General features: G+C 38.3%; 13 protein-coding genes. All 13 read right to left on the bottom strand.

The window, feature by feature from the left end; genetic code table 11:
• Nucleotides 1-4 precede the first annotated feature (4 nt).
• Genes CRO15_RS02885 through CRO15_RS02825 form a run of 13 tightly spaced genes read right to left on the bottom strand, consistent with a single transcriptional unit; the run spans nucleotide 5 to nucleotide 25933 of the window.
• The gene (locus CRO15_RS02885; RefSeq protein ID WP_097044270.1) at nucleotides 5-2365 is read right to left on the bottom strand and encodes an ABC transporter permease; all 2361 of its coding nucleotides are present in this window, start codon (nucleotides 2363-2365) and stop codon (nucleotides 5-7) included.
• 25 nt (nucleotides 2366-2390) lie between these two features.
• On the bottom strand, nucleotides 2391-3149 hold the full coding sequence (locus tag CRO15_RS02880; protein WP_097044269.1) for a head GIN domain-containing protein: 759 nt from the start codon (nucleotides 3147-3149) through the stop codon (nucleotides 2391-2393).
• A gap of 48 nt (nucleotides 3150-3197) precedes the next feature.
• On the bottom strand, nucleotides 3198-5618 hold the full coding sequence (locus tag CRO15_RS02875; RefSeq protein WP_097044268.1) for an ABC transporter permease: 2421 nt from the start codon (nucleotides 5616-5618) through the stop codon (nucleotides 3198-3200).
• A gap of 22 nt (nucleotides 5619-5640) precedes the next feature.
• Nucleotides 5641-8052 (bottom strand): ABC transporter permease, encoded by a 2412-nt coding sequence (locus CRO15_RS02870; protein WP_097044267.1) that lies wholly within the window; start codon nucleotides 8050-8052, stop codon nucleotides 5641-5643.
• Between the two features lie 20 nt (nucleotides 8053-8072).
• Entirely contained in the window at nucleotides 8073-10436 is a 2364-nt protein-coding gene (locus CRO15_RS02865; RefSeq protein ID WP_097044266.1) for an ABC transporter permease, read from the bottom strand.
• Between the two features lie 26 nt (nucleotides 10437-10462).
• Nucleotides 10463-12862, bottom strand: a complete 2400-nt coding sequence (locus CRO15_RS02860) for an ABC transporter permease (RefSeq protein ID WP_097044265.1) — start codon at nucleotides 12860-12862, stop codon at nucleotides 10463-10465.
• A gap of 21 nt (nucleotides 12863-12883) precedes the next feature.
• Nucleotides 12884-15319: an ABC transporter permease gene (locus tag CRO15_RS02855; protein ID WP_097044264.1), complete on the bottom strand. Its 2436-nt coding sequence runs from the start codon at nucleotides 15317-15319 to the stop codon at nucleotides 12884-12886.
• Between the two features lie 16 nt (nucleotides 15320-15335).
• Nucleotides 15336-17687 (bottom strand): ABC transporter permease, encoded by a 2352-nt coding sequence (locus CRO15_RS02850; RefSeq protein ID WP_097044263.1) that lies wholly within the window; start codon nucleotides 17685-17687, stop codon nucleotides 15336-15338.
• 20 nt (nucleotides 17688-17707) lie between these two features.
• Nucleotides 17708-20110, bottom strand: coding sequence for an ABC transporter permease (locus CRO15_RS02845; protein ID WP_097044262.1), 2403 nt, complete (start codon nucleotides 20108-20110; stop codon nucleotides 17708-17710).
• 44 nt (nucleotides 20111-20154) lie between these two features.
• Entirely contained in the window at nucleotides 20155-22539 is a 2385-nt protein-coding gene (locus CRO15_RS02840) for an ABC transporter permease (RefSeq protein WP_097044261.1), read from the bottom strand.
• A 41-nt stretch (nucleotides 22540-22580) separates the two neighbouring features.
• Nucleotides 22581-23276, bottom strand: coding sequence for an ABC transporter ATP-binding protein (locus CRO15_RS02835; protein ID WP_097044260.1), 696 nt, complete (start codon nucleotides 23274-23276; stop codon nucleotides 22581-22583).
• A gap of 57 nt (nucleotides 23277-23333) precedes the next feature.
• Nucleotides 23334-24584: an efflux RND transporter periplasmic adaptor subunit gene (locus tag CRO15_RS02830; RefSeq protein ID WP_097044259.1), complete on the bottom strand. Its 1251-nt coding sequence runs from the start codon at nucleotides 24582-24584 to the stop codon at nucleotides 23334-23336.
• Between the two features lie 8 nt (nucleotides 24585-24592).
• Nucleotides 24593-25933 (bottom strand): TolC family protein, encoded by a 1341-nt coding sequence (locus CRO15_RS02825; RefSeq protein WP_097044258.1) that lies wholly within the window; start codon nucleotides 25931-25933, stop codon nucleotides 24593-24595.
• Nucleotides 25934-26088 lie beyond the last annotated feature (155 nt).

Raw genomic sequence — 26088 nt, 5'->3', positions numbered from 1 at the left:
TAATTTATTCAGTTCTTAAACTTTTTACAGGATTTGCAATTGCTGCTTTTATGGCCTGATAACTTACCGTTAAAAAAGCTATCGCTAAGGCTAAAACTCCTGCCAAAGCAAAGAACCACCAGGAAATAGTCACCTTATAGGCGAAACTCTCGAGCCATTTGGTCATAAAATACCATGAAACTGGAATGGCCAATACAATTGATATCAGTACCAGTTTTAAAAAATCTACTGATAACAAGGTTGTTATACTTTGTACGGTTGCCCCCAGAACTTTTCGCACACCAATCTCTTTAATTCTATTCTCTGCCATATAACTGGTAAGTCCAAATAACCCTAAACACGAAATGAAAATAGTCAATACTGTAAACAAACTTACCAGTTGTCCAGTTTGTTTTTCGTCGTTGAACTTTTTGGCGTATTGCTGATCTACAAATTCATATTCAAATGGATATTCTGGGTTATATTCTTTGAATATTTGGGAAAGACTAGCAATATTGTGAGCAGTTTTGTATTCTCCATTGAGTTTTAGCGTAATAAAGTTTGTCCACTCTCCTGCTGAATGTATGATTATGGGTTCTATTTTCTGAAATGGTGAAGTAAGGATAAAGTCCTTTACCACACCTACCACGTTCCATTGCCTGCCCATATCTTCTACTTGCTGACCTATAGGCTGTTCAAAACCCATATGGCGCATGGCTGTTTCATTGATCAGCATAGCGGTGGAATCTGTAGGGAACCTGATATGGTCCAAATCCCTTCCCGCTACTAGTTCCAGCCCCAGAGTTTTTACAATATCCGTATCCGCGGTAAAACGTAAGATCAAGGTCTTATCATCTTCTTTTTTGCCTTTCCAACCAATATCCCAAGAATTACTCCAATTCTCTGTTGGGGGAGAAACAGTTCGCGTAACCGCTGTAGCAGCCCCTGAATTTAACAATGCCTCCTTTATCAAAGGATACTTTTCTTTTATTGTGCCTTCCATGGCTATGTATACTAGTTTATCTTTGTTGTAACCAAGGTCCCTGTCCTGTACATTGACCAACTGTTGATTTACCACAATGGTGGCTGTAATAAGTATTATAGCGATTGAAAATTGAAGTACGACCAACACTTTTCTTGGACTAACAAGCGTGCTCTCTTTTTTAAAGACCCCTTTTATGACTGAAACTGGTTTAAATGAGGAAAGATATAATGCCGGATAACTACCGGCCAACACACCTGTAAATAGCACTATTCCAACAGCGGATAACCAAAACCATTTATCGGTAAAATTGAGTGATAATTCCCTTTCAATTAGTGTGTTAAATGATGGCAAAGAAGCCCAAACAATTAAAATTGCAAGAAAAGCAGCGATTGAGGAAATGAGTATGGATTCGCCCAAAAACTGACTGACCAATGCTCCTTTTTTTGCACCTATCACTTTACGAACGCCAACTTCCTTGGCGCGTTTTTCACTTCGAGCGGTACTCAAGTTCATAAAGTTGATACATGCAATAATCAAAATAATTCCTGCAATGATTCCAAACAATCGGATTATATCTATTCTACCTCCTACCTCAATACCATTTTCAAATTTCGAATAGAGATAGGTTCGCTCAAAAGGGTACAATAAGGTTTCCATTTCTGGAGATTCTTTGTCGTACCTCTCTCTAAGGGATTTGATTTTTTTTGAGAAGATCTCATAATTGGTTCCTGATTTAAGCATGACATAGGTCGCAACAGAATTATTGCTCCAATAATCATCATTCCATCCTTTTTGATGCAAGTATGCCCATGGCATCAAGAATTCGAAGTTAAAAGTTGTATTCCGGGGTAGATCCTTTAACACTCCAGTAACTGTAAAACTGTCTGCATTGTCCACCTTTAGAATCTTTCCTATTGGTGATTCGTTTCCAAACAGTTTTTCCGCCAATTTTTGGGTGACAACAACGGAATTGACATCTTTTAAGACAGTTTCAATGTTACCTTCCACCAAAGGAAAACTAAAAATCTTAAGAAAATCTGGGTCAACTATTGAACCTGTCGATTTTATTCTTTTATCACCGATTGAAAACAGGAAAGTATCTTCATAGTTATACCTCGAAACGTTTTCCACTTCAGGGTAATCTTTGGCAATCACCGAGGCCATTATTTTGGGAGTAGAGTTCCAAGTCCAGATTTCCCCATCTACTGGATATTGATTGTTTACTTGATAAACGCGGTCATTGTTTTCATGAAACCGATCATAGCTAACCTCAAAATTGATCCATAGAACAATCAGGGTTACAACTGCTAACCCAATAGAAAGCCCAATAATATTAAGCAATGAAAAGCCTTTATTGCGGAGCAAGTTGCGCCAAGCTATTTTTAGATAGTTTTTAAACATGCCTTTTGTTTCTATTATTAATGACTTACTGTATTTTTTGAATTCTAGAGCGCCCTATAATTATGCCTTTGTTTACTTCAGGATTTCCTTGATATGCCACAGTAGCTTCTCCATACGCGGTTATTTTCAAATTGTCACTTACATTTAATCGATAACTACCTTCTCCATATGCCGTTACTTTGGCCGATTTACTTTCAACACCTAAAGTGTTAACCCTAGTTTCTCCATATGCCGTTATTTTTTGTCGATCTACAGTACCATCTTCAAGTTCCAAATAGCTTTCCCCATAAATAGTAGTTTGAAGTGACCTCAGTGCTAAACTTTTAATATATACCTGGGATTCACCATAAATCTTTAGACGGAACTTGTCTCCGGTCAATGTACTCTTGCAAATAAATTTTTCTTCTCCCCGTAAAGAGAGTTCTTCAAGATTTTTATAGGTAACAATGGCCTTTAACACCGTTCCTTTGTAAATGGGTCTTTTTTGTTTGTATCCTTGATGGTAAGTTTTCTCACTTTTGGTTAGTTCTTTGGCATCGTCCAGATATATACGAAGCGTTTTTGAATTGACCTCAATGTTGATTTTATTTGCGGATACCGTGCTACTTTCAATAAGTACGCTTTCAGAGTTGCCTTGTTGGAAGATTACTTCTATATGAGGGCTTATGATAACTTTATCAAACGAACGCACTTTTGTTGTAGTACCTTGGGCCAAACCAATATGGAAATTGAAAAAAGCAAAAGCTATTATAGGGAGAAGGATTGTATTTTTTCTTTTTTTCATGATTTTAATTTATGATGGTGGAGGTTTTTGCCCCGCACCATGATTTGTTTATTCATCTCTTAATGATTCTACCGGATTGGCTATCGCCGCCCTAAAACTTTGCCAGCTTACAGTTAATATGGCAATGGACAAAGCAACTAAACCGCCCAGTACGAAAACCCACCAACTTATGGTTGTTTTGTAAGCAAAGCCCTCCAACCACTTGTCCATGGCAAACCAGGCAATGGGAACAGCAATCACAAAGGCCAACCCAACCCATTTAATAAAGTTCTGGTTGAGCAATTGTAGAATTTGGGCAATGGTGGCCCCATTGACTTTTCGAACCCCGATTTCCTTTTTCCGTTGAATGCAAGTATATGACGTTAACCCAAAAAGCCCCAGAGAGGCAATTAGAATGGCCAGTAAGGTGAATATTTGAAAAGCCTTGGCAAATTTTTGATCTTCATTGAACAACGCCTGAAACTTTTGATCCAAAAAAGTATAGTTATAAGTGCTCACAGGAAAAACCTGGTGCCATGTTTGCTCTAGTTCATTTAGCGCCTTATCTACTCCTGCCATAGTAATGGCCTTTTGATCCAGTTTTACAAGAACATTCTGGGTATTTCTATCATGTCTAATGATAATAGGGACAACAGCGGATTTCATTCCAAAGTGGTTGTAATCTTCAACCACTCCGCTTACGGTCCAATCTTGACCCCAAAATTTAATGGTTTCCCCGATAAGAGCATTTGGATCCTCAATACCCATAAAACGCACCATTTCTTCATTGACTACCACATTGTGACTCCATTTTTCCGCGGTTTGAAGAAAGGCATTTCCAGCAACGAAATCCATTCCCATCAAATTAAAATAATTGGGTCTGGCTCCATAGTTATACCAAATGTGTGTTTCATCGGTATGCCCATCAGGAAAAGTAAGTTGAATATTGGAATTCATATTGGAGAAATCATCCCCAGGATAAGTGCCAGTGCAACCAACTTCAGCTACGTAGGGGCTTCTTTTAAGTTCCTCTAACAGTACATCAAAATCTTTATAGAATATGGAGTCGTATGCCCGATCTAATATTTGACCTTTCAAGGCTACTACCTGATCAAGGTTGGCACCAATGGGACGATTCTTGAGAAAATTAATCTGCTTGTTTGCCATAAGAGTGCAGATTAACAACGAGATGGTGGCTACAAATTGAGTAATGATCAAGGCTCTTCTAAAATGGAGACCATTTTTTGAGGTTTGTACTTGGCCCTTGAGCACCTTGGCTGGATTGAATCTGCTTAATACAAATGCTGGATATAACGCGGCCAATGAAGCTCCCAAAAGCATAATCCCCAAATAAGGCATGAGGGCGGTTAGCTGTGTGCCATCTAAACCTAAATTTTGGCCAACCATGGCATTAAACCCAGGTAACAGCAGAAAAACAGCCCCCAAGGCCAATAGAATTGCCATGAAATTTAGCAATGCAGATTCTGATAGAAATTGCAAGGTCAATTGTGATTTTTTGCCCCCAACTACTTTACGAATCCCTATTTCTTTGGCTCGTTCCAAGGACTTGCTGCTGGATAGGTTCATATAGTTCATCCAGGACAACAAAAGCGTGATGAATGCAATAATGGACAAGAGCTTAATATTGTTGCCATTACCATTGGTCCCTGCCTCATAGGGTTTATTAGAATACAGATGAATGCTCTCTATGGGCTCCATGTGGTGTCTTTCCTTGAACTCAAATCCCTTAGGCACGAACGCCATGATTTTTTTATTGAGCAACTCCACGTCGGTATTGGCCGCAACTTTTACATAGGTGTAATATTCATTTTGATTCCAAGTGTACTTCCAATCGTTCTCAAATATCTTCCAGGTGTAGAATGTTTTAAAGGAAATAAGCAGATCGTTTTTAATGTGAGTGTTTCTATTAGTGTTGTCCATGACTCCGGTTACTGTAAAGGTCACCGTGGCATCCCCAGCGATTTTAAGGGACTGTCCAATAGGATTTCCATCACCAAATAATTTTTGTGCCACAGAGGTGCTTAACACTACAGAATAGGGCTCATTAAGCGCTGTATTTACATCACCTTTGACCAAACCATGATCAAAAACATCAAAATATTCAGGATCTGCCAAAGACCCAACAATACCATCATAAGGGGTATTATTGTTTAGTACCACTAAATCACGAATTCTTCTGAACCGTACAAAATTCTCAATTTCAGGAAATTCCTCTTTCAGAGCGGGGCCACTTACTATGTAAGCATTAGCGTCTCCGGGGACATACTCACCCCCTTCCAAATAATCCATGAAGACACGATGTACGTTTTCGGAACCCTCAAATTTGTCATAGCTCCGCTCATAGTTCACATAGAGCATGATTAGCACAAAAGAAGCAATGCCAATGGCAAGTCCAAAAATATTGATGAAGGAATACAGCTTATTTTTAAGCAGATATCTTGTGGCGATTTTTAAAAATAGTTTGAACATTGTTCCTTACTTTTTAATTATTCTAATCTGTTCGCAAACTTTTGGTTGGATTTTGCAAAGCTGCGTTCAAGGTTTTAGCACTTATTGTGAGCAATGCTATAAAAAATGCTATAACACCTGGGACTAAAAGCATCCAAATAGAAATGCTTGTACGATAAGCATAATCCTCTAGCCAGCTTTTGGAAAGCCACCATGCCAAAGGAGAAGCTATTAGAAATCCTATAACTACTAGTTTTAGAAAATCCTTGGCCAGTAAATAGGTAATGGAGAGTATGTTGGCACCAATTACCTTGCGAATTCCTATTTCTTTTGTTCTTTGGGTTACAACAAGCAGAGACATTGCAAAAAGACCTATACAGCTTAAAACAATTGCGATGCAAGAACCACTTGTGATCATTGTGGTCAATGCTCTTTCTCTTCTAAAAGTTCGATCAACATTCTCATTTAAAAAAGAACCTAAAAATGGTGCGTTTGGCTCAACCCTTGCATAGGCATTTTTAACTAAATCAAATGAGGCTGAAATGTTTTTGGGAGCTACCTTAACATACGCATAGTACATGTCCCATTCTTTATTCATGAACAAGGTAATTGGAGCTATGGATTTGTTTAATTTTTCAAAATGGTAATCCTTTAAAACCCCTATTACTTTATAGTTGACGGAGTCTTCCATCATAATGTTTATGGAGAGGGGGTTTTCCTCGTTCAAACTTTTTACCATGGTTTCATTGATTACCAATGACAAACTATCTGCGGCAAACTTTCTGTCAAACCCTCGTCCTTTCAATAATTTTAAATCCAAAGTTTCAATATAATCATAATCGACAACGAGCATATTGGTTTTGATACCCCGTCCTTTGTAATCAAATCCTAGAACACTTCTATAGGCACTGCCATCCTTGCCTCTGCCAAGATTGTTGTCTGAAGCCGAAACGTTCAAAATATTTGGATTTCCTTGTAATTCGTTTCTTAATAACTGAACAGCTTCATAAGAGTTTTTTTTTCCGTTTAGGGGAAAAGAAATTACATGCTCTTTGTTGTAGCCAAGATTTTTGCTTCGCATGTAGTCCAACTGTTTCCAGAGTACTAATGTTCCACTGATCAACAATATGGAAATACCAAATTGGATAGTAATTAGGGCATTTCTTAGATGAGGTTTTTTCTCCATATTGAGCTTGCCCTTCAATGCTTGAATGGTTCCTATTCTTGTCATGAGCAAAGCAGGGTATCCTCCAGAAATAAATGTGATGACCAACAACATTACCATAAAACCCATAATAATTTGTGGAGAGCTAAAATCCTCAAAAGAGATATTGGTATTGAATATGGTTTTAAAAGAGTCTAAAAAGAGTATACTTAAAAGTAACCCTAGTCCAACAGAAACTATGAAAACAATTAGGCTTTCTGTCCAAAGCTGAAGAAATAATTGCTTTTTTGGAGCACCCAATGTTTTTCTCATTCCAAACTCTTTTAGGCGCCGTGTACTTCCGGCAATGCTCATATTGGTAAAGTTGACACAAGCAATAATCAGAATCAATAGTGCAACTCCAAAAATTAAATAGGTGAGGGTTTTATCCACTTTTGCAACTCCTTTTCCAAATGAGGCAAAAGAAGTATTCTTAAATGGTAGTAGTTTAAGTTGTTTGTAATTTCCATTTTTGTCCTTTACCGCTCCATCACGGATGGCGTTTTCAATTTCTTCGGCAAAATGCTGTTTGGAAAACGCCACGGTATTGTTTTCAAAGGATTCAGGTAACACATTTTTGTCTAGCTGAACATAAACGTTATGGTTCCTGTTGTCCCATTCTCCTTTTATTTCATTATAACTACCATGATTTTGAAAACCAATGGCAATATCAAATTCAACACTGCTGTTTTCAGGAATGTTTTCAAGTATTGAGGAGACCTTAAACGACTTTTCTTGCCCATTCACTAAAATATTTAAGGTTTTCCCAAGAGCTTCTTCTTCTCCAAAAACCCGTTTAGCAGCATCTTGGGTAATAGCTACAGAGGATTTTTCTTGTATTGGGGTTTTATCACCTTTTAAAACAGGGAAACTAAATATGGAAAAAAACGATTTGTCAACCCATACACCATCCAAGTTTAGTTCGATGTCTTCACGAAGTATTAGCGCATCGTCCTCTAAATGGCGAGCAATATTTTGTATTCCCGGAACCTCTTCTTTTATGGCCATTGCCAGAGGTTCTGGATGAGAGGTTGAAGCCACTGCTCCTTTAGGTGTTTGCTCTGTATAATAGATTTGATAAACGGTGTCAACATGCTTGTGGAAACTATCATATGAAAGCTCAAAGAAAGCGGTCATACTTAAAAGTATGGCAGCTCCAAAGGCAATGGAAAGACCGAAGATGTTTAACAATGAGAATGTTTTATTCTTGGTAAGGGTCCTCCAGGCTACTTTTAGATAGTTCTTTAACATGATGTTTCGTTTTTTTTGATTTATTCAGTCCGTAAACTTTTTATTGGATTGGACATTGAAGCTTTTAAGCTTTGGTAACTTACAGTTGATAAGGCTACAGTTAAAACAATTAATCCGGCAAGGACAAACATCCACCATTGCAGTTCAATATGAAATGCATACCCTTCCAGCCATTGGTTCATAGTATACCAGGCAAGAGGAACAGCCAAAACAAAAGCTATAAAAACAAGTTTCAGAAAATCTTTGGAAAGCATATTCACCAACATTGTAGCATTTGCGCCCAATACTTTTCTAATACCAATTTCTTTAAAACGTTGTTCGGCCATAAACGCTGATAGACCATAAAGCCCCAGACATGAAATGAGAATGGCCAATAAGGCAAACACATTAAATATTGCTCCCATTTGTTGTTCGCCCTTGTATTGAGCATCTAGATTGGTGTCAATGAAATTATAAATCAGGGGATAGGCAGGATTTAAACTACCATAAATTTGCTCAAGAGCTGCAATAGTATTTTCTATGTTGTTTGGAGCTGTTTTTATTACCGTAAGACTTCCTCGCTTGCCATGTTGCAATACCAAAGGTTCAATTGCATATTGGAGGGGCTTAAAATTGAAATCCTTGACAACCCCTATTATGGTTCCTTTGTCTCCACGAAATGTTAGACTTTTGCCAATCACATTTTCAACATCCATTCCCATTATCCTCACAGCAGTTTCATTGATTATATAATCATTGTTCTCAAAAGAGTTTCTTGAAAAACTTCTACCGTTCAAAAGGCCCATTTGAAAGACATTCAGAAAATTCTCATCCGCACGAACACTTGGAAAAAGTATTTGCTGATTGGGGTCTTTACCTTCCCAATGGATATCAAAATCTCCTGTAACCAGATTAGCGGGCAAATCCGACATTATGGAAAAGTCATTTGTTAAAGAGTTTTGAGTCAATGCAGCCCTGAGCGCATCCATCTTTCCCCATATCTCACCTTCCATGGGTATGTATAGTAGGTTGGATTTATTATATCCCAAGTTTTTATCTTTTATAAAATTGAGTTGGTTATAAATTACCATCGTACCTATAAGTAACAATACCGAAACCACAAATTGGGCAATTACAAGTCCATTTCGGAAAAGAAGATTGTATTTTGAAAGCTTTAACCTGCCCTTTAAAACTCTTACTGGCTTAAACCCTGACAAAAACAGAGCTGGATAGCTGCCAGAAATAAGACCGGTTGCAAGAGCAATAATGATTAAAGTTATCCAAATTGAGGAATCACCCATTTGGAAAACCAGTTCTTTCTGGGCTAGATCATTGAACGCGGGCAACAATAGGAAGACTATTCCAATGGCAAGAATCAAAGAGAAAAATGAGATAACCAAAGATTCGCTCAAAAACTGAAAAACAAGTTGACGCCGTCCGGCACCAATTACCTTTCGCAGTCCCACTTCCTTTGCCCTTTTTGAGGACCGTGCGGTGGCTAAATTCATATAATTGATGCAAGCCACTATTAAAATAATGAAAGCCACTATAAGAAATATATTTACATACTGTATGTTTCCATGTCCTGGAACATCTATTTGTAAGTCTGAATGTAAATGGATGTCCTTTAAGGGCTGAAGGTTAAATGTGATTTCAAATTCGTTTCTTGAGGTATATATTTCATTGATTCTATATACCATTTTAGAAAGATCTTCTTCAGAAGAAATGGCATTTTTTTGGAATTGGAAATACCCGTAAAAATTAAAACTGTCCCATACCTTATTAATTAAATCGGAATGTGTCTTGGCGTAATAAGACATTGGCATTATAATATTGAACTGCAGATGGGAATTGGTGGGAATATCTTCAAGAATACCGGTTACAGTGAAAACATCCTTGTTATCAACCTTTATGGTTTTTCCCAATGCGTTTGTTGTGCCAAAGAATTTTTGGGCGGCGGTTTCAGTCAGGATAATTCCATCTGGTTGAGCAAGAGCTTTTTTTGGATTCCCTTTAATTAATGGAAAAGTGAACACATCCAAAAAATTGGAATCCGCAAAAAAGATGGACTCTTCTTTGAATTTTTGATCATCCGCTTCGAACAGCGCTTCGAATGGTGAACTAAGACGAACGCTTGATTTTATTTCTGGGATGAGGTCGGGTAGTTCTTCCACCATACCTGCAGGACTTACAGCAGCTTTAAAGTCTTCGTTGGCAATAGCCGTAAGTCTATATAGTTCATCAGCATTGGCATGAAAAGTATCATAGCTGGATTCATTCTGGACCCAAAGAAGAATAAGTATGCTGCATGCCATTCCAATAGCCAGTCCACCAATATTTAAAAAGGAGTACCATTTTTTTTGGATAAAATTCCTCCAGGCAATTTTTAAATAGTTTTTTAACATGACCTTTGGTTTTTGATGATATTATTTCATTCCGTTCTAAGACTTTTTACTGGATTGGCCCTAGCCGCCCTAATAGCTTGGAAACTTACTGTAAGGACAGTTACGAGTACGGCTCCAATCATGGCCAGTGCAAAAATCCACCATTTAAGGATTACCCTATAAGGGTATTCTTGTAGCCAACCGTTCATTACGTAATATGAAATTGGAACTGCAATAAAACAGGAAACAATGACCAACTTTAAAAAATCTTTGGAGAGCATGTTCCAGACATTGAAGACAGATGCTCCCAATACTTTTCTTACCCCTATCTCCTTGGTGCGTTGTTCTGCAACAAAAGAAGTAAGTCCAAAAAGGCCAAGACAACTTATTAGAATGGCCAAAGCTGTAAAAATTCCAGATAGGGTCCCTATACGTTCTTCAGCGGCAAACTTTTTGCCGTATTCCTCGTCCACAAAATCATACTGGAATGGAATTGCCGGGAAATTTTCTTTGAATACCCGTTCGATTATGGCAAGGTTCTGGCTTACACTTTGGTCAGGATTCAATCTTAAATTATAGAAGCTAGAGTTATTGTGACGATCATAAACATACCAGGCTTGCTTTACAGATTCATATGGAGACTGTGCAATCATATCTTCAACTACACCAATAATTTTCATTGATGGTCCTGGATCTTCCTTGTTAGAGTCTCGGATTATTGTTCCAACAGGATTTTCAAGCCCCATGTATTTTACCGCTGTTTCATTGATAAGTATGCCTAGGGAGTCAGAGGCCATGTCCTTAGAAAAATCTCTTCCTTGGACGACTTTTAAATTAAGTGTACTGGCATATTCCGGTGACACCTCTGTCCAAGCAAAATCTTCTTGAAATCCATCAGGTTTTCCTTCCCATGTATAACCACTTCGGTTAGACCATATTCGGGTTGTAGGACTACTGGAGGTGGCCATGGCAATTGCAGCGCTGGAATTTAAGAACTGCTCACGCATAACATCGGTCTTGCCTTCAAAATCTTCACTATAGGTTGGAATCTGCACCAAACCTTCCTTGTCATAACCTACCGGACGGTTTTTTGCATGGTTTATCTGTTGCATCACGATTACTGTCCCAATTATAAATGCTACGGAAACCGTGAACTGAAAAACAACAAGGATCTTACGAGGTGTGCCAGCATGTTTTCCTGTTTTAAAGGTGCCCTTTAATACATCAACCGGTTTAAAAGAGGATAAATACAGCGCAGGATAACTGCCGGCCAATACAGCGGTAAACAATATAAAGGCAATACAAATAGTCCAGAAAATAGGGCTTGCCCATGGGAAAGCAATTTCTTTACGCGCTAGTTCATTAAAACCATTTAATGATACCAAAACGATAATAAGGGCTGCAAGAAAAGCAAATAAAACTACCAAAAAGGATTCTCCTAAAAACTGATAGATCAATTGACCTCTTTGTGATCCTATGGATTTTCGGATACCAACCTCTTTGGAGCGCTTTTCTGATCTTGCAGTACTCAGATTCATAAAATTTATACAAGCCAATAGTAAGACAAATGCCCCAATGATGCCAAAAAGCCAAACATATTTAATTCTTCCGCCCACTTGTTTCCCATTTTTAAAATTGCCCCTTAAATACCAATCTTTCATTGGAAACAGGAATAGTTGTGGATTATATTCCGCGGTATCCTCGTCTAAAGTTTTTTTTACATCTTTTATTGTTGCGGACACCTTGTCCATATTGACATTGTCCGCCAGTTGCACAAACATCTGAAAAGAGTTATTGCCCCAATGATCTTCAGAGTTTTTCACCCATTCATTAGAAGCTACATATCCTTCCCATGGGATTATATATCCAGTATCGGCAAAAGAATTGTTGAAAGGGATGTCTTTATATACCCCGGTTACCATTACATCATGTTTATTGGCCACTTTAACAACTTTGCCTATAGGATCTTCTGTCCCGAAAAGGGCATTGGAAATTGATTCTGAAAGCATGATGGAGTGCATTTCCCTAAGACCGTCTCTCTCTCCTTTGATAATCTCCAGATTCAATAACTCTGGAGCCTCCCTTTGCATAAAGTTTCCAGATTTATAGAGACTTGTTTCTTTATATTTTAAGTATACCTTGCTAGTCCATGTAGACATTACCAAATACTTAAAATTATTTGCGTACTTTTCTCTAAGTGCTTTTTCCAAAGGTCTAGGAATAGCAGGTCCCGTTCCAATCTGACTATTAAATGTTTGGGACTGGAATACTTGAGCAATATTGTCCTTGTTTTCAAAATAATCATTGTGGGTAAGCTCATCTTCCATCCAAAGACCAATGATCAAGGTAACGGCCATGCCCAAAGCAAGACCACCTATGTTGATAATTGTATAGCCCTTATTTTTGGCTAGGTTTCGCCAGGCAATTTTGATATAGTTCTTTAACATGATGGTTTGTTTTTTGTTTGATTATTCAGTTCTAAGGCTTTTTACCGGGTTTACTATAGCCGCTTTTATACTTTGATAGCTGACCGTAAAAATTGCAATGCTCACTGCCAATAAAGGGGCAATTATGAAAACTTCCCATCCGATATTGATTCGATAGGAAAAATCTTGGAGCCATTTGTCCATGGCAAACCAACCAATGGGAAGTGCCACCAAGATGCCAATACCGACCAATCTGAGAAAATCTTGGGTCAACTTGTAGGTGATTTGACCTACAGTAGCACCCAATACTTTTCTAACGCCTATTTCTTTAGTGCGTTTTTCTGCATTGAAAGCAGCCAAGCCAAACAGTCCCAGACAGGCTATAAGAATGGAGAGTGTGGTGAAAATGAAAAAAATATGGCTAAGGCGTTGTTCTGCTCTGTAGGTTCGTTCAAAAGAATCTTCCATAAAATAGTAATCAAATGGCTGCCCTGGAGCGAGTTTGTTCCAGATAGCCTCAACACCGGCAATGGCATTCTGAAATTCGGAAGTATTGAGTTTAACGGCCAGCGCATAGGCATCGTTGCTTAGATGAAGACTTAGGGCCTCAATATCATCCCTAAAGGGGGAAAAATGGAAGTCTTTGACCACACCAATAATGGTGTAGAATTCCGCATTTTCCTCTCCAAGATCAGGGGTATACCTTTTACCAAGCACTTCTTCCGCGGGAAGTCCAATAGTAGCAACTGCAGACTCATTGATGATAATACTGGTAGAGTCGTTTTTAAACTGTTTGTCAAAATTTCTTCCAGCAACGATTTCAAAACCCATAGTGGAGATATAATCTTGATCTACGCCCCAAGTTTGCATACTCAAAGCACGCTCTTGGTCAGTTGCACCATCTTCTGGGCCAAAAGTACTGTCACCTCGGGCCGAAGGAGTAGGAAAAAAGCTGCTCAGAGTTGCATTTTTAACATACCCCAGTTTTTTCACCTCTTCTTTAAACGAATCGATTTGGTCACCAATGGCATAAACATCGTTGACTACTAAAACCTGATCTTTGGAAAAGCCAAGGTCCTTGTTTTGGATATATTTTAATTGTTGATAAACAACCAGGGTGCTAACGATGAGAAAAACGGAAATGGCAAACTGGAATATTACCAGACCATTTCTTACCCTACTTCCGCCAAGGCTGTTGCTATTGGAACCCTTGAGCACTTCCACAGGAATAAATTTTGACATGAAGAAGGCTGGATAGCTTCCAGAAAAAAGACCGAGAAAGATTCCGGCGGCCAACAATATGAACCAGAAAAAAGGATTGCTATATGGTATGGAAATATCTTTGTCCGCGAGCTCGTTAAAGAAAGGGAGTGCTATAACCGCTATTAAAATTGCAAATAGTAAGGCTCCAAAGGAAACCAATCCAGATTCTATTAAAAATTGGCGAATCAGATCTATTTTGTTTGAACCCAACGTTTTACGCACACCAACTTCTTTTGCTCTTTTTAATGAGTGCGCCGTGGAAAGATTCATAAAATTAACGCTGGCCAAAACAAGGAGAAAGGCAGCTATAAAACTCAAAATGTAAATGCTCTGAATAGTGTTGTTGGGACTTATTTCAGCCACTCTATCAGAATTCAGATGAATATCTGTTAAAGGGATGGTGCTATAAATTAAGTGGTTGCCCGCAGCTTTGAACTGTTCTTCGGTAATACCGGGCATAAATTGTTGTACTCCGGGGATAACGTATTTGCCCAAAAAGTCACGCAATGGCTGCTGAATGTCCGCTGCATTGGCCGCAGGAATTAGTTTGATGAAGGTTTGATAATTGTTGCTGCCCCAGTTTACGATTCGAGAGTCCTCATAACCCGGCATTGCCATAAATACAGTATGATCTCTTAAGAAGGAATTTTTTGGCAAATCATCTATAACCCCTGTCACGGTAAAAGTTTGGGTATTGTTTAGTTGAAGAGTCTGACCAACTGCATTGCCAATATCGAAATGCTTTTCTGCAGCAGTTTTGGTCATGACCAGGGTGTTGGGAGATTTTAATGCAGTTTGTTTATCACCAACCAATAGTTTTATACCAAACATTTTGAAGAAAGTAGAATCTACAAAAGTGGATTGTAATTCCTTTACATTGACCTCTGTTCCGGATTGTTTTACCAATACACTTCCCCGGGTTCTAAACCTTGTAGTGAGCTCCACTTCAGACAAATCATTGTTCATGGCTTCTGCAATGGGAGCTGGGGTGACGGCAAATTTGCGGTCCTCACCACCAAACTTGATGTCGGCATTTACCCTGTGAATCCGATCAGCATCGGCGAACATCGTATCGTAGCTTAGTTCGTCAAGAATATAGAGTGAGATGAGAAGGCCTCCGGCTATTCCAATGGCAAGCCCAAAAATGTTGAGAAAGGTAAAAAAAGGCTGTTTTTTAAGACTTCTCCATGCTATTTTAATATGGTTCTTTAACATGATGGTTCGTTTTTGATTATTCTGCCCTAAGGCTATTAACTGGATTGGCCATGGCCGATTTAATAGACTGAAAACTTATTGTTAGTAAGGCAATGCAAATTGCGACTACTCCAGCAACGGCAAATACCTGCCAATTAATTTCTATATGATAAGCAAAACTTTGCAGCCAGCGATGCATTATCCACCATGCAAGAGGACCCGCAATCAACAGGGCAAAAATCACCAGTTGTATAAAATCTTTGGACAATAACTTTACAATACTTGCAACACTTGATCCCAAAACCTTCCTTACTCCGATTTCTTTTCTGCGCTGCTCGGCGGTATATGCCGAAAGGCCAAATAACCCTAGACAGGAAATGATAATGGCGAGCAGCGCAAAAATTCTTGATAAATTGCTTAGCAGCTTTTCACTCCGGAACTTTGAATCAAAAGCTTTATCCACGAATTCGTATTCAAATGGGAAGGCAGGGTTATGTTTTTTCAATACACTTTCCATTACCGCAAGTGAAGAGGCCATTGTTGCATCTGATTTTGTTTTGATATACATGAATCTTGCCCAATCAGGATTGTTGAAGTACATTACGGGATCACTTGCATTGTACATATCACCATACTGGTAATCTTTTACAACGCCTATTACGGTATGAGGTTCTCCACGAGTGATTATTTTGCCCAAAGGACTTCCTGTGCCCATCAAACGGGCTAAAGATTGTGAAATCAAAATATTTGTGCTGTCTTTTGAGACATCTTCACTAAAACCTCTTCCTTCAACAATTTGCATGCCGGCAGTTTCAAAAAAATTAGAAGTAATGTGCCTAAATGAAATCAAAACATCCTCGGTGTCCGTGCCGCCTGGCCACTGAAAGCCAGAACCATTGTTGCCAGCAGAGAGTATATTAGCATTGTTGAGCGCCACATTTTCTATAACCCCTGTAGCGACCATATCTTTTCGAATTGGATTAAAGTTTTTGATCATATCGCCATTAACAGGCAGTTTGACCAAGTTTTCTTTTTCATACCCTAGATCACGGCTTTTTACATGTTGTATCTGTTGATAAACAATGATTGTGCTGATAATAAATATGATTGAAGCTGCAAACTGAGCTACCACCAAGCCTTTCCTAATTACAGCAGCACTGCTGTCTTTTGCTTTTACACCTTTAATTACTTCCACAGGCCTAAAGGAGGACAGATAAAATGCTGGATACCAACCGGCTAGTAGGCCACAGATTACAGTAATACCAAGAAGTGAAAGTATGTGGGCAGTATCAAAAAGGTTAAATGAAAGCTGTTTAGCTACCATTAGATTGAACTGTGGCAACAATAGAAATAATAAAATAACACTAAATACTGCGGCGATAGAGGCAGTAATCATAGCCTCTAACATAAATTGCGATATCAATCTTTTTTTATCGGAACCCAATACTTTTCTAACACCAACTTCTTTGGACCTTTTTTCACTCCGCGCTGTGGACAAGTTCATGAAATTGATACAGGCAATCAATAGGATAATCAACGCAATGATTGTAAACATCTGTACATGCTCTATTTGTCCGCCTACAATTTTACCTCCTTCAAAATGAGATCTTAAATGCCAATCTTTCATGGAGTGTAAAAAGGCATAGGTGCCTTGGTTTTCTGTTATTGCCGGCAGCATCTTTTTAACCTTCTCGTTAACAGCTAGAAAATCTGCCTCTGGGGCTAATTCCACAAAAGTGTCGGTAAAATTACTGCCATAGTTTTGCATCCATTCCACACCAGCGGAATAGCGTTCAAAAGGAGCTAACCATTCAAAACCAAAACTCACATTTTTAGGTAGATCCTTAACAACACCTGTAATAATATAATTTTCTTTGTTGTTGACCCGTAGTACTTTGTTTAGGACGGGAACATTTGCCCCGAATAAATCTGAAGCTGTTTTTTGGGTCAATACAATTGCATCTGGGGTGTTAAATGCGGTGTTCTTATCTCCTTCCAAAAATTGGAGACTGAATATTTCGAAGAAATCAGAATTGGCATATCTTCCTCGTCTGTTAATTCCTTTTTCTCCTTCGGTAAAAAGCAGATTCTCTGGAGATGTTGCGACAGCTCTTGTGATCTCTGGTATTTCATCTTTTAAATCCTGAGCCAATAACATTGGTGTGGAATAAAAAGTGCTCCATTCTCCTTCATACAGTTGATTGGTAGGTACGTAATACACTAAATCTTGTTTAGGAAAATGACTGTCAAAACTCATTTCGTCATCAACCCAAAGTAGAATAAGGCTTGCACAGGTAATACCTATGGCCAATCCAAAAATATTGAGTGAAGTATAGCCTTTGTTTTTAAGAAGACTGCGCCAAGCTATTTTAACATGATTTTTTAACATGATAGTTTATTTTGATTGATTCATTCAGTTTTTAGGCTTTTTACAGGGTTAACAAGAGCTGATTTTACTGCCTGAAAACTGATGGTAAAAAAAGTAATGCACAAGGCCAATACTCCGGATAGGACAAAAACCCACCATTGAATCTCAATTCGGTAGGCAAAATCATTGAGCCATTGATCCATGGCATACCATGAAAATGGGATCGCAATAAGCAGTGCAATACCCACCAATTTGATAAAATCTTTGGATATTAAAGCGATGATGTTGGTAACCTCTGCTCCCAATACTTTTCTAATACCAATTTCCTTGGTTCGTTGCAGGGCACTATACGTAACTAAACCAAAAAGTCCTAGACATGCGATGAATATGGTGAGAAATGAGAAAATGGTAAAGAGTTTTCTAAATCTAACATCTGCCTGATATTGTTCATTGAAAGAAGTGTCTAAAAAGCTGTAAAGAAATGGTCTATGTGGAGCTAGAGCCGCCCATTTTTGACGAATCTTTGAAACAGTGGCATAATAGTCATCCGAGTTGAGCTTTATTGAAAAATACTGACCATATGGCACCTGTCGTAACGTTAAGGGAGCTATATCTTGGTGAAGAGATAAATAATTAAAGTCCTTGACCACTCCTATAATGGTACCTTGCCTTCCCCACTGATCAAATTTTTTGCCTATTATCTCATTAGGTTCGGAATACCCAAAAGCCTTCACTGCAGCTTCATTGATAACCAGAGAACCAATACTATCCGTAGGAAAGTCTGGTGAAAAAGCTCTTCCTGCTACCACTTCTATATTGTAATGGGGAATAAAATCATTATCTACTTCGTAGATATATGGACTAAAATGCTCCATATTTCCAGAAACTGTTTCCACTTCAGTTCCAGCCGCTGGAAAATGACTTCCTGGTACCGTTCTTGACATAGAAACCGAAGTAACATTGGGCATTGCCTTAAATTCGCTTTTTATGGTCTCCATATTTGCGATTACTTCTTGATCCCAATTAAAATCAAGTATGAGCTGTTGCTCTTTATCAAAGCCCATATCTTTATTGAACATATACCCTAGTTGATCATACACTATAACAGTGCTTGCTATCAATGCAATGGAAAGACTAAACTGAAAAATGACCAGCCCTTTTCTTAAATTGGCTCCTTGAGGTGATTTTCTATAGGTCCCTCTTAGAATACTAACCGGTTTAAACCCAGATAAGATGAGTGCTGGGTAACTTCCTGAAAAGAGAGCAGTTAATAAAGCTGTGCCAAAAAAGAACAATAGTATTGGTATTTGGAGAACATCTTTTGCATAAAAACTTATGCCCGTAAGGTTTGACATCCAAGGCAATGCCAAGAAAACCAATAACAATCCTATTATGGAAGATAGTAATACCAAAACCAATGACTCTCCAAAGAACTGGTAGGTCAAACCTTTCCTATTTGCGCCAATAACCTTTCTTACGCCAACTTCTTTAGCTCTTTCCAATGATCTTGCGGTGGAAAGGTTCATAAAATTGATGCAGGCGATAATCAAAATAAAAAGCCCAATGATGGCAAAAATGTAAATATTGGAAAGACTGCCCGTAATACCAGGTTGACGATCGGCCTTGGAATGGAGATATATCTGATCAAGAGACTCTAAGGAAATATTGTAGAAGTACTCGTCACTGGAGACCTCTTCAATATGTTTTTCCAGAAAAGAAGGGATTTTTGATTGGAATGCCTTTTGGTCAAAATTGTCTGAAACTAATAAATAGGTATAGAAATCTACATATCCCCATGCATCAAATATGCCAGGACGTGATTGATAGAACGATCCCATAGACATCAGGACGTCAAATGAAAAATGTGAGTTTTCGGGTACATCCTTCATTACTCCGGTTACTGTATAGTTTCCGTCATTGGCCCTTCCGCCAACACCTTCAATGGTTTTCCCCAAAGGGTTTTGGTCACCAAAGTATTTCTTGGCAGTAGTTTCAGTTAGCACTATGGAATATGGTGCTTCCAATGCTGTTTTGGGATCACCGGAAACCAAAGGCCAACTAAATACTTCAAAGGCCGCGGGGTCAGCATAAAAACACTCGTTCTCTTGGAAAGAGTTAGCTTCATACTTTAATAAAATTGCTGAACGGCCGGAGAACTGCACTTTTTCAACTATTTCTGGGAAATCGGTTTTTAATGCAGGACCTACAGGGGCATTGCCCCACACCCAAGCTTTGGAAGTATCTTCAGAATTGCTGTGGTGTAAGACTCTGTAGATTTGATTTCCATTTTCATGATAGCTGTCATAGGAGAGCTCCTTGATTATATATAGCGTGATTAATAAAAAACAACTCATGCCTATTGCCAATCCACCTATATTGATTAAGGAATAGATTTTGTTCTTTACAATGTTCCGCCAGGCAATTTTTATATAGTTCTTTAACATGATGTTCTTTTTCTGATACTGATACAAGACCAGTATAGGTTTGTTTACTCTGTACGTAAGCTTTTTACCGGACTGGCAACTGCCACTTTTAATGTTTGATAACTGATGGTAAGCAGTGTAATAACCATTATGGACAGTATGGCAAAGGCAAACACCCACCAATGGATTTCTGTTCTATAAGTATAGCCCTGAAGCCATTGCTCCATTAAATACCATGCGATTGGAGTTGCAAATACTCCGGCAATCAATATCAGTTTAAAGAAATCTGCAGTGAACAAAGCCAAAATATTACCCACATTACTGCCCAAAACTTTTCGGATACCGATTTCCTTGGTTCGTTGACCTACAAAAAACAAGATTAAACCATATAATCCCAAGCAACCTATTAAAATAGCCAAAGCAGAGAATACTTTGGAAAGGGAAAGATATCGCTGTTCCGCTTCATATTGTTGAGCTACCCTTTCATCTAAAAAATGGTATTCATATATATAATTTGAAAAAGCATCGGTCCAGACCTTCTCAATTTGATTTAAAGTAGACTTGGTATCGTGCATGTTTATTTTGAAGGCCAGCTCAGAATACCAATTATTTTTTGCCCCAATGAATATAGGAATTATGTCTTCTGTAAAATCAGAACTATGAAAATCCTTGACCACCCCAACAATAGTAGCTTTAACACCACCACCATTGGCATCTATTTTTTTTCCAAGTAATTCTTCGGAAGACGCCAACCCTAATTTCTGAGCAAGTTTTTCGTTGACCAAAACCTCGGAAAGAGAGTCATTCTTAAAGAAATTTCTTCCTGCAACCAGGGGTATTTCAAACGTATTGATAAAATCTACATCTCCAGCTTTTATTCCAATATTGAACTCTTCTCGTTCGGGCCTATTGTGATATTTTAAATTGGTACCCCAGTTACTATCCGCTCCTCCTGGACTACTTAAGCAAGCTGTAGTACTTTGAACTCCCGGAATTTGGTTAAATCTCTCTTTTAAACCTTGTAGCTGAACAGGTTCTATCTCTTCTGGAATATCTACCATAACTATAGACTCTTTGTCAAACCCTAAATCAGTATTTATAGCGTAATCGATCTGTCTAGAGATTATGAGCGTTGCAGCAATAAGAGTAATTGAGATAGCAAATTGGGCAACCACTAGTATTTTCCTTGTGGTATTGCCTCCAGTATCATTGTGACTTAGTTTTCCTTTAAGGGCAAGTACGGGAACAATGCGAGACATTAAAATACCCGGGTAACTTCCAGATAAAAAGGAAACTAATGATAAAACAAGAATCAAGAATCCAAGAAATCTAATATTCAATAAATGAGCTATAGATAACTCTATTTGGAAGAGATCGTTAAAAGATGGAAGAAAAAGAATGGCCAATCCTAGTCCGATCAGTATTGCGAACAAGCTTATCACAAAGGTTTCTGACAAGAATTGCCAGAACAAATGGTGTTTAAAGCTGCCCAACACCTTGCGAACTCCAATTTCTTTGGACCTATAGAAAGCTTGTGCTGTAGAAATGTTGATAAAGTTAATGCATGCTATGACAACCAAAAAAAGGCCAATGATGCCAAAAACCCAAAGAAGAACTGGATCAAGCCCTCCGTATAAAGGGTCAAAGTGCATAATTGATAGCGGTTGTAATTTGTATATATGCTTATTTTTGGTTTTTGGCCGGTGCTTTTTAGGAAGTTCTAAAAGAGCGGTTTCAATGTGATCTATATTTTGATTTGGTTTGAGCAGCGAAAAACATTCTAGATTGGTTGTTATTCCATTCCAATTTTCCGTGGCTGCAAACTCAAAAAAATCTTTAAGGTTCTGAAAAGAGATAAATACCTCTGTGTTCAGAAAAGTTGTTTTCGGAAGATTTTTTAAAACTCCTGTAATCTGAATTGCCTTATCATTTTCCAAGATGAAAGTCTCTCCGACCACAGCTGTTTTACCATACATTTTTTGTGCAATATTTTCAGTGATAATTGCGGTATTGGGAGCCGAAAGGGAAACGTTGTTGCTGCCATCTAAAAGAGGATAGTTGAAGATTTTGAAAAAATCTTCTTCCACAAATGCCACACTTTGCTTAAATTTATCTACCTCTCCATTCTTTTCTGAGTCTAGGACAAAGCCATCTTGAAAAACGATTTTGGCAACCTTTTCGGCATAATCATAATCCTCTCTAAAAGTTTTGGCAAACGCAGGAGGAACACTGGGATCGTACCCAACAAAATCCCTGTGTTCTTCTGTAACCATTCTATAAATTCGGTCCGAATTGGCATGAAAATTATCGAATGATAGGTGATAGCTTAAGAACAAATAAATGAGAACACTACTTCCAAAGCCAATTGCAAGCCCCAAAATATTAATGGCCGTGAACACCTTTCTTTTTACAAGGTTCCTCCATGCGATTCTGATATAGTTCTTAAACATAGTTGCGTTTTTTGATTGTTGTGATTGATGAATAAACTCGATTAAACCATGGCTCCTATTTCCCTGTTCTTGCTTTCCGTTACAATTTGTCCGTCAAATAAGTTCACGACTCTGTGGGCATAATGTGAATCTCTATCGGAGTGTGTTACCATTACAATAGTGGTTCCTTCTTGGTTGAGTTCAGTTAAAAGGTTCATAACTTCGATACCGTTCTTGGAATCTAAGTTACCGGTTGGCTCATCCGCAAGGATAAGTTTTGGATTGGTTACCACTGCTCTTGAAATGGCAACACGTTGTTGCTGACCTCCTGAAAGTTGTTGAGGAAAATGTTTTTCACGATGGGCTATTTTCATACGCTCCAAAACGGCTTTTACTTTCTTTTTTCGCTCTGATTTGCTCATTTTTAAATAAATCAATGGCAGTTCTACATTTTCATAAACAGTTAGCTCGTCGATGAGGTTGAAGCTTTGGAATACAAAGCCCAGGTTTCCTTTTCTTAATTGAGTACGCTGACTTTCTTTAAGCCCGCTGACTTCATGTCCCGCAAATTGGTAACTGCCCTCTGTAGGGTTGTCCAACATTCCAATAATATTGAGCAATGTTGATTTTCCGCAACCAGAAGGACCCATGATTGCCACAAATTCTCCGTTGGCAACATTAAGATTAACCCCACTCAGGGCAAGAGTTTCTACTTCTTCGGTTCTAAAACTTTTTTTAAGGTTCTGTATCTGTATCATTTTCTGATTGTTATTCTGTTTTAAAGACTTCTTGACTGTACACTCTGTGACAGTTTTTTATTTTAATACTATTCTTTCTGCTGTTCCAAAGCTGTCATAATTGCTGGTGATTACACTTTCACCCGGCTGCAATCCTTCCAATACCTCATAGTATCTGGAGTTTTGCTTTCCAATACGAATGTTTCGTTTTAAGGCCTCATTGCCATCTGTTCCAACTACAAAGACCCATTGCCCCCCGGTGCTTTGGAAAAATCCTCCTTTGGGCAACAACATAGCATCACTTGAAGCTCCCAATTGCAGTCGTATATTATAACTTTGACCAGCTCTAATCGTTTCTGGTTTTTCGTCAGTGAAAACCAAATCCACTTTAAATCTGCCGTTCCTTACTTCTGGATAAACTTTTCGCAGGCGAAGTCCGTATTCTTTTTCATTTCTTTCCAATGTAGCCGATAGGTCTCTTTTTACACGATCTATGTAATGCTCATCTATTTCGGCTTCAATCTTAAAATCTGTGAGAACGTTGATTTGACCAATACGTTCCCCTTGAGAAATACTCTGCCCAATTTCGGCATCCAAAAAACCAAGCTGTCCGTCTGCTGGTGCTCTAACATTTAAATGGTCAAGTCGCTCATAAACCATGGACAAAGTTTTTTGCATCCGCTGTAAATCCGTATCCAGTCCAGTCAATGAGGTTTTTCTCAGTTGATCATCCTGCTCGGTCTGTAGTTTTACAATTTCATACTGTTTTTTAGAAAGCTCGTAGTTTTCCTTGGACAGCAGGTATTCTTCCTTCGAAATCAATTCATCCTTATATAAAGCATCATTCTGCTCATAATTTCTTTTTAGCCTTTGAAGGTCATATTCTGCTGTGGCCAAAGACCTCCGGCCTTCTACTTGTCTTGAATCGAATGTCAATTTTGTAGAACGCAGGTCATTTTGTTTTAAGGCCAAGTTACTTTCGCTGGCCAAGATTTGCTCGTACAGCCCCATATTTTCCAGCTTAAGGATGATGTCTCCTTTTTTCACCATTGTTCCTTCTTCGATTAGCTTTTCTGAAACCCGCCCGCCTTCATAAGCGTCCATATAAATAGTGGCAATGGGGGCTACGTTACCATTTATAGTAATATAATCATCAAACTTTCCTTCGGTGACCTGGGCAATGGAAAGGCGTTCTTTTTCTGTTCTGTAGGTAGAGACAGAGCTGGCAAAAATCAATTTATAGCCAGTGAACAACACCAATAGGCCTAAAGCTATATAGCCGTAATGTTTTGGTTTAAGTCCTTTCTTTTTTTCTAATTGTATATCCATGGTTCTTTTTAGTTGATATTAAAAATGGGTAGCCCGCTGTAAAAATCAATGGTACTCTTATTTATTTTAAGTCTGAGACCTACCTGTAAGTTCTCATTTTGTGCAACACCGAACAAGTTCTTGGCCTGAAAAAGGTCTAAGGCATTGATCAATCCTTTTTCATACCTTTTTTGTGCAATGGCAAAGGCCAGTTCCTGTACCTGTACCTTTTTCTGGCTCTGTTCGTACTCATTGGTTAGCGCACTATTGGTTTGAACCAATTGTTGCAAAAGCTGAAAGAGCTCTTGCTCTTGGATTTCAAGATTATTTTTGGCTTGCAAATAGGCTATTTTTTGTTGCTTTACCCTTGATCTATTGGACCAGCCATTGCTGAGAGGAATGCTTAGCTCTGCACCAACAAATTTTGAAGTGTTGTCTTTGAACTGAGTTCTGAAAGGAATCAAATTCCCATCATCATCAACATTGGTCTCAAAATAACTGGTTCCTATTCCTGCAATAACCGAGAGGGATGGATAAAGACCTCCTCTGGTAGATTGCAATTGTTTTTTGGCAGCATTAACACGAAACTCTTGTGATTTTACAAGAGGGACAAAACCTCTTGCCACATTGTACAGCGAATCCAAGGCAATTTTATTGGTTCTGCCATCACCAGAGGCTTCTAATGTAGGCTGTAAATTGATATCGTTTTCTTCCGTTAGGTTCATTTCTTGAAGCAGGGTAAGCTTGGCATTGGCAAGCAAGTTCTTGTTTTGAGTAACCAGAAGTTTGTCTCCAAGTAAATTGGATTCCGCTTCATATAGGTCAGCTCCGGCCATCATTCCCAAATCCACTTGCTTTTTTACCAGATCATAGTTGGATTGTGAAATTTCTTGTTGTTCTAGTGAGTTGGATACTAGCCCTTCATAAAATTTGATGTCATAATAAGCACTCATCACTCTAAATGCCAATAGAAATTTTTCTTGCAAAACATCCTCTTGAGTGGCTTTGTAAATGAACTTGGAAGCTTTTATGGCATTGAGCTTTTGAAAGCCTCGGAAAACATCAAGATTGGCCCCTAGAGAATAATTGTTTCTAAAGAATTCAGTGTTTACAAAATCATTGGTGTTTGGATCTTCTGATCGACCAAACTGGATTCTATAATCCGTATAACCATTTACTGTAGGCAATAAATCCCTTACAGATTGTCTATAAGTTTCTTTGCTTGAATTGTTGCTATAAGACACATTTTTTACTTGAAGATTATGTTCAACGGCATAGGTAACACACTCATCCAATGTCCAAACCTTCTGAGAAAATACAGTAGAGGAAACAAGGAAAGTAAGTAGTACAAGATATGTTTTAAAGGTCATGATTTTTTATCTGTGCCAAAGTAGAAGCTATTCTTGTGCCAAATAAATATTATGTTGATAATCAGCTAGTTAAATAACAATGAAAACCACTCTTAAAGAAAGAGTGTAAAAATTTTGTACAAAAAATGTCCAAATATTTTACACATGTAAAAAAT

This window comes from Flagellimonas pacifica, assembly GCF_900215465.1.
Taxonomy (GTDB): domain Bacteria; phylum Bacteroidota; class Bacteroidia; order Flavobacteriales; family Flavobacteriaceae; genus Flagellimonas; species Flagellimonas pacifica.
This window is presented reverse-complemented; position numbering and strand designations above follow the sequence as displayed.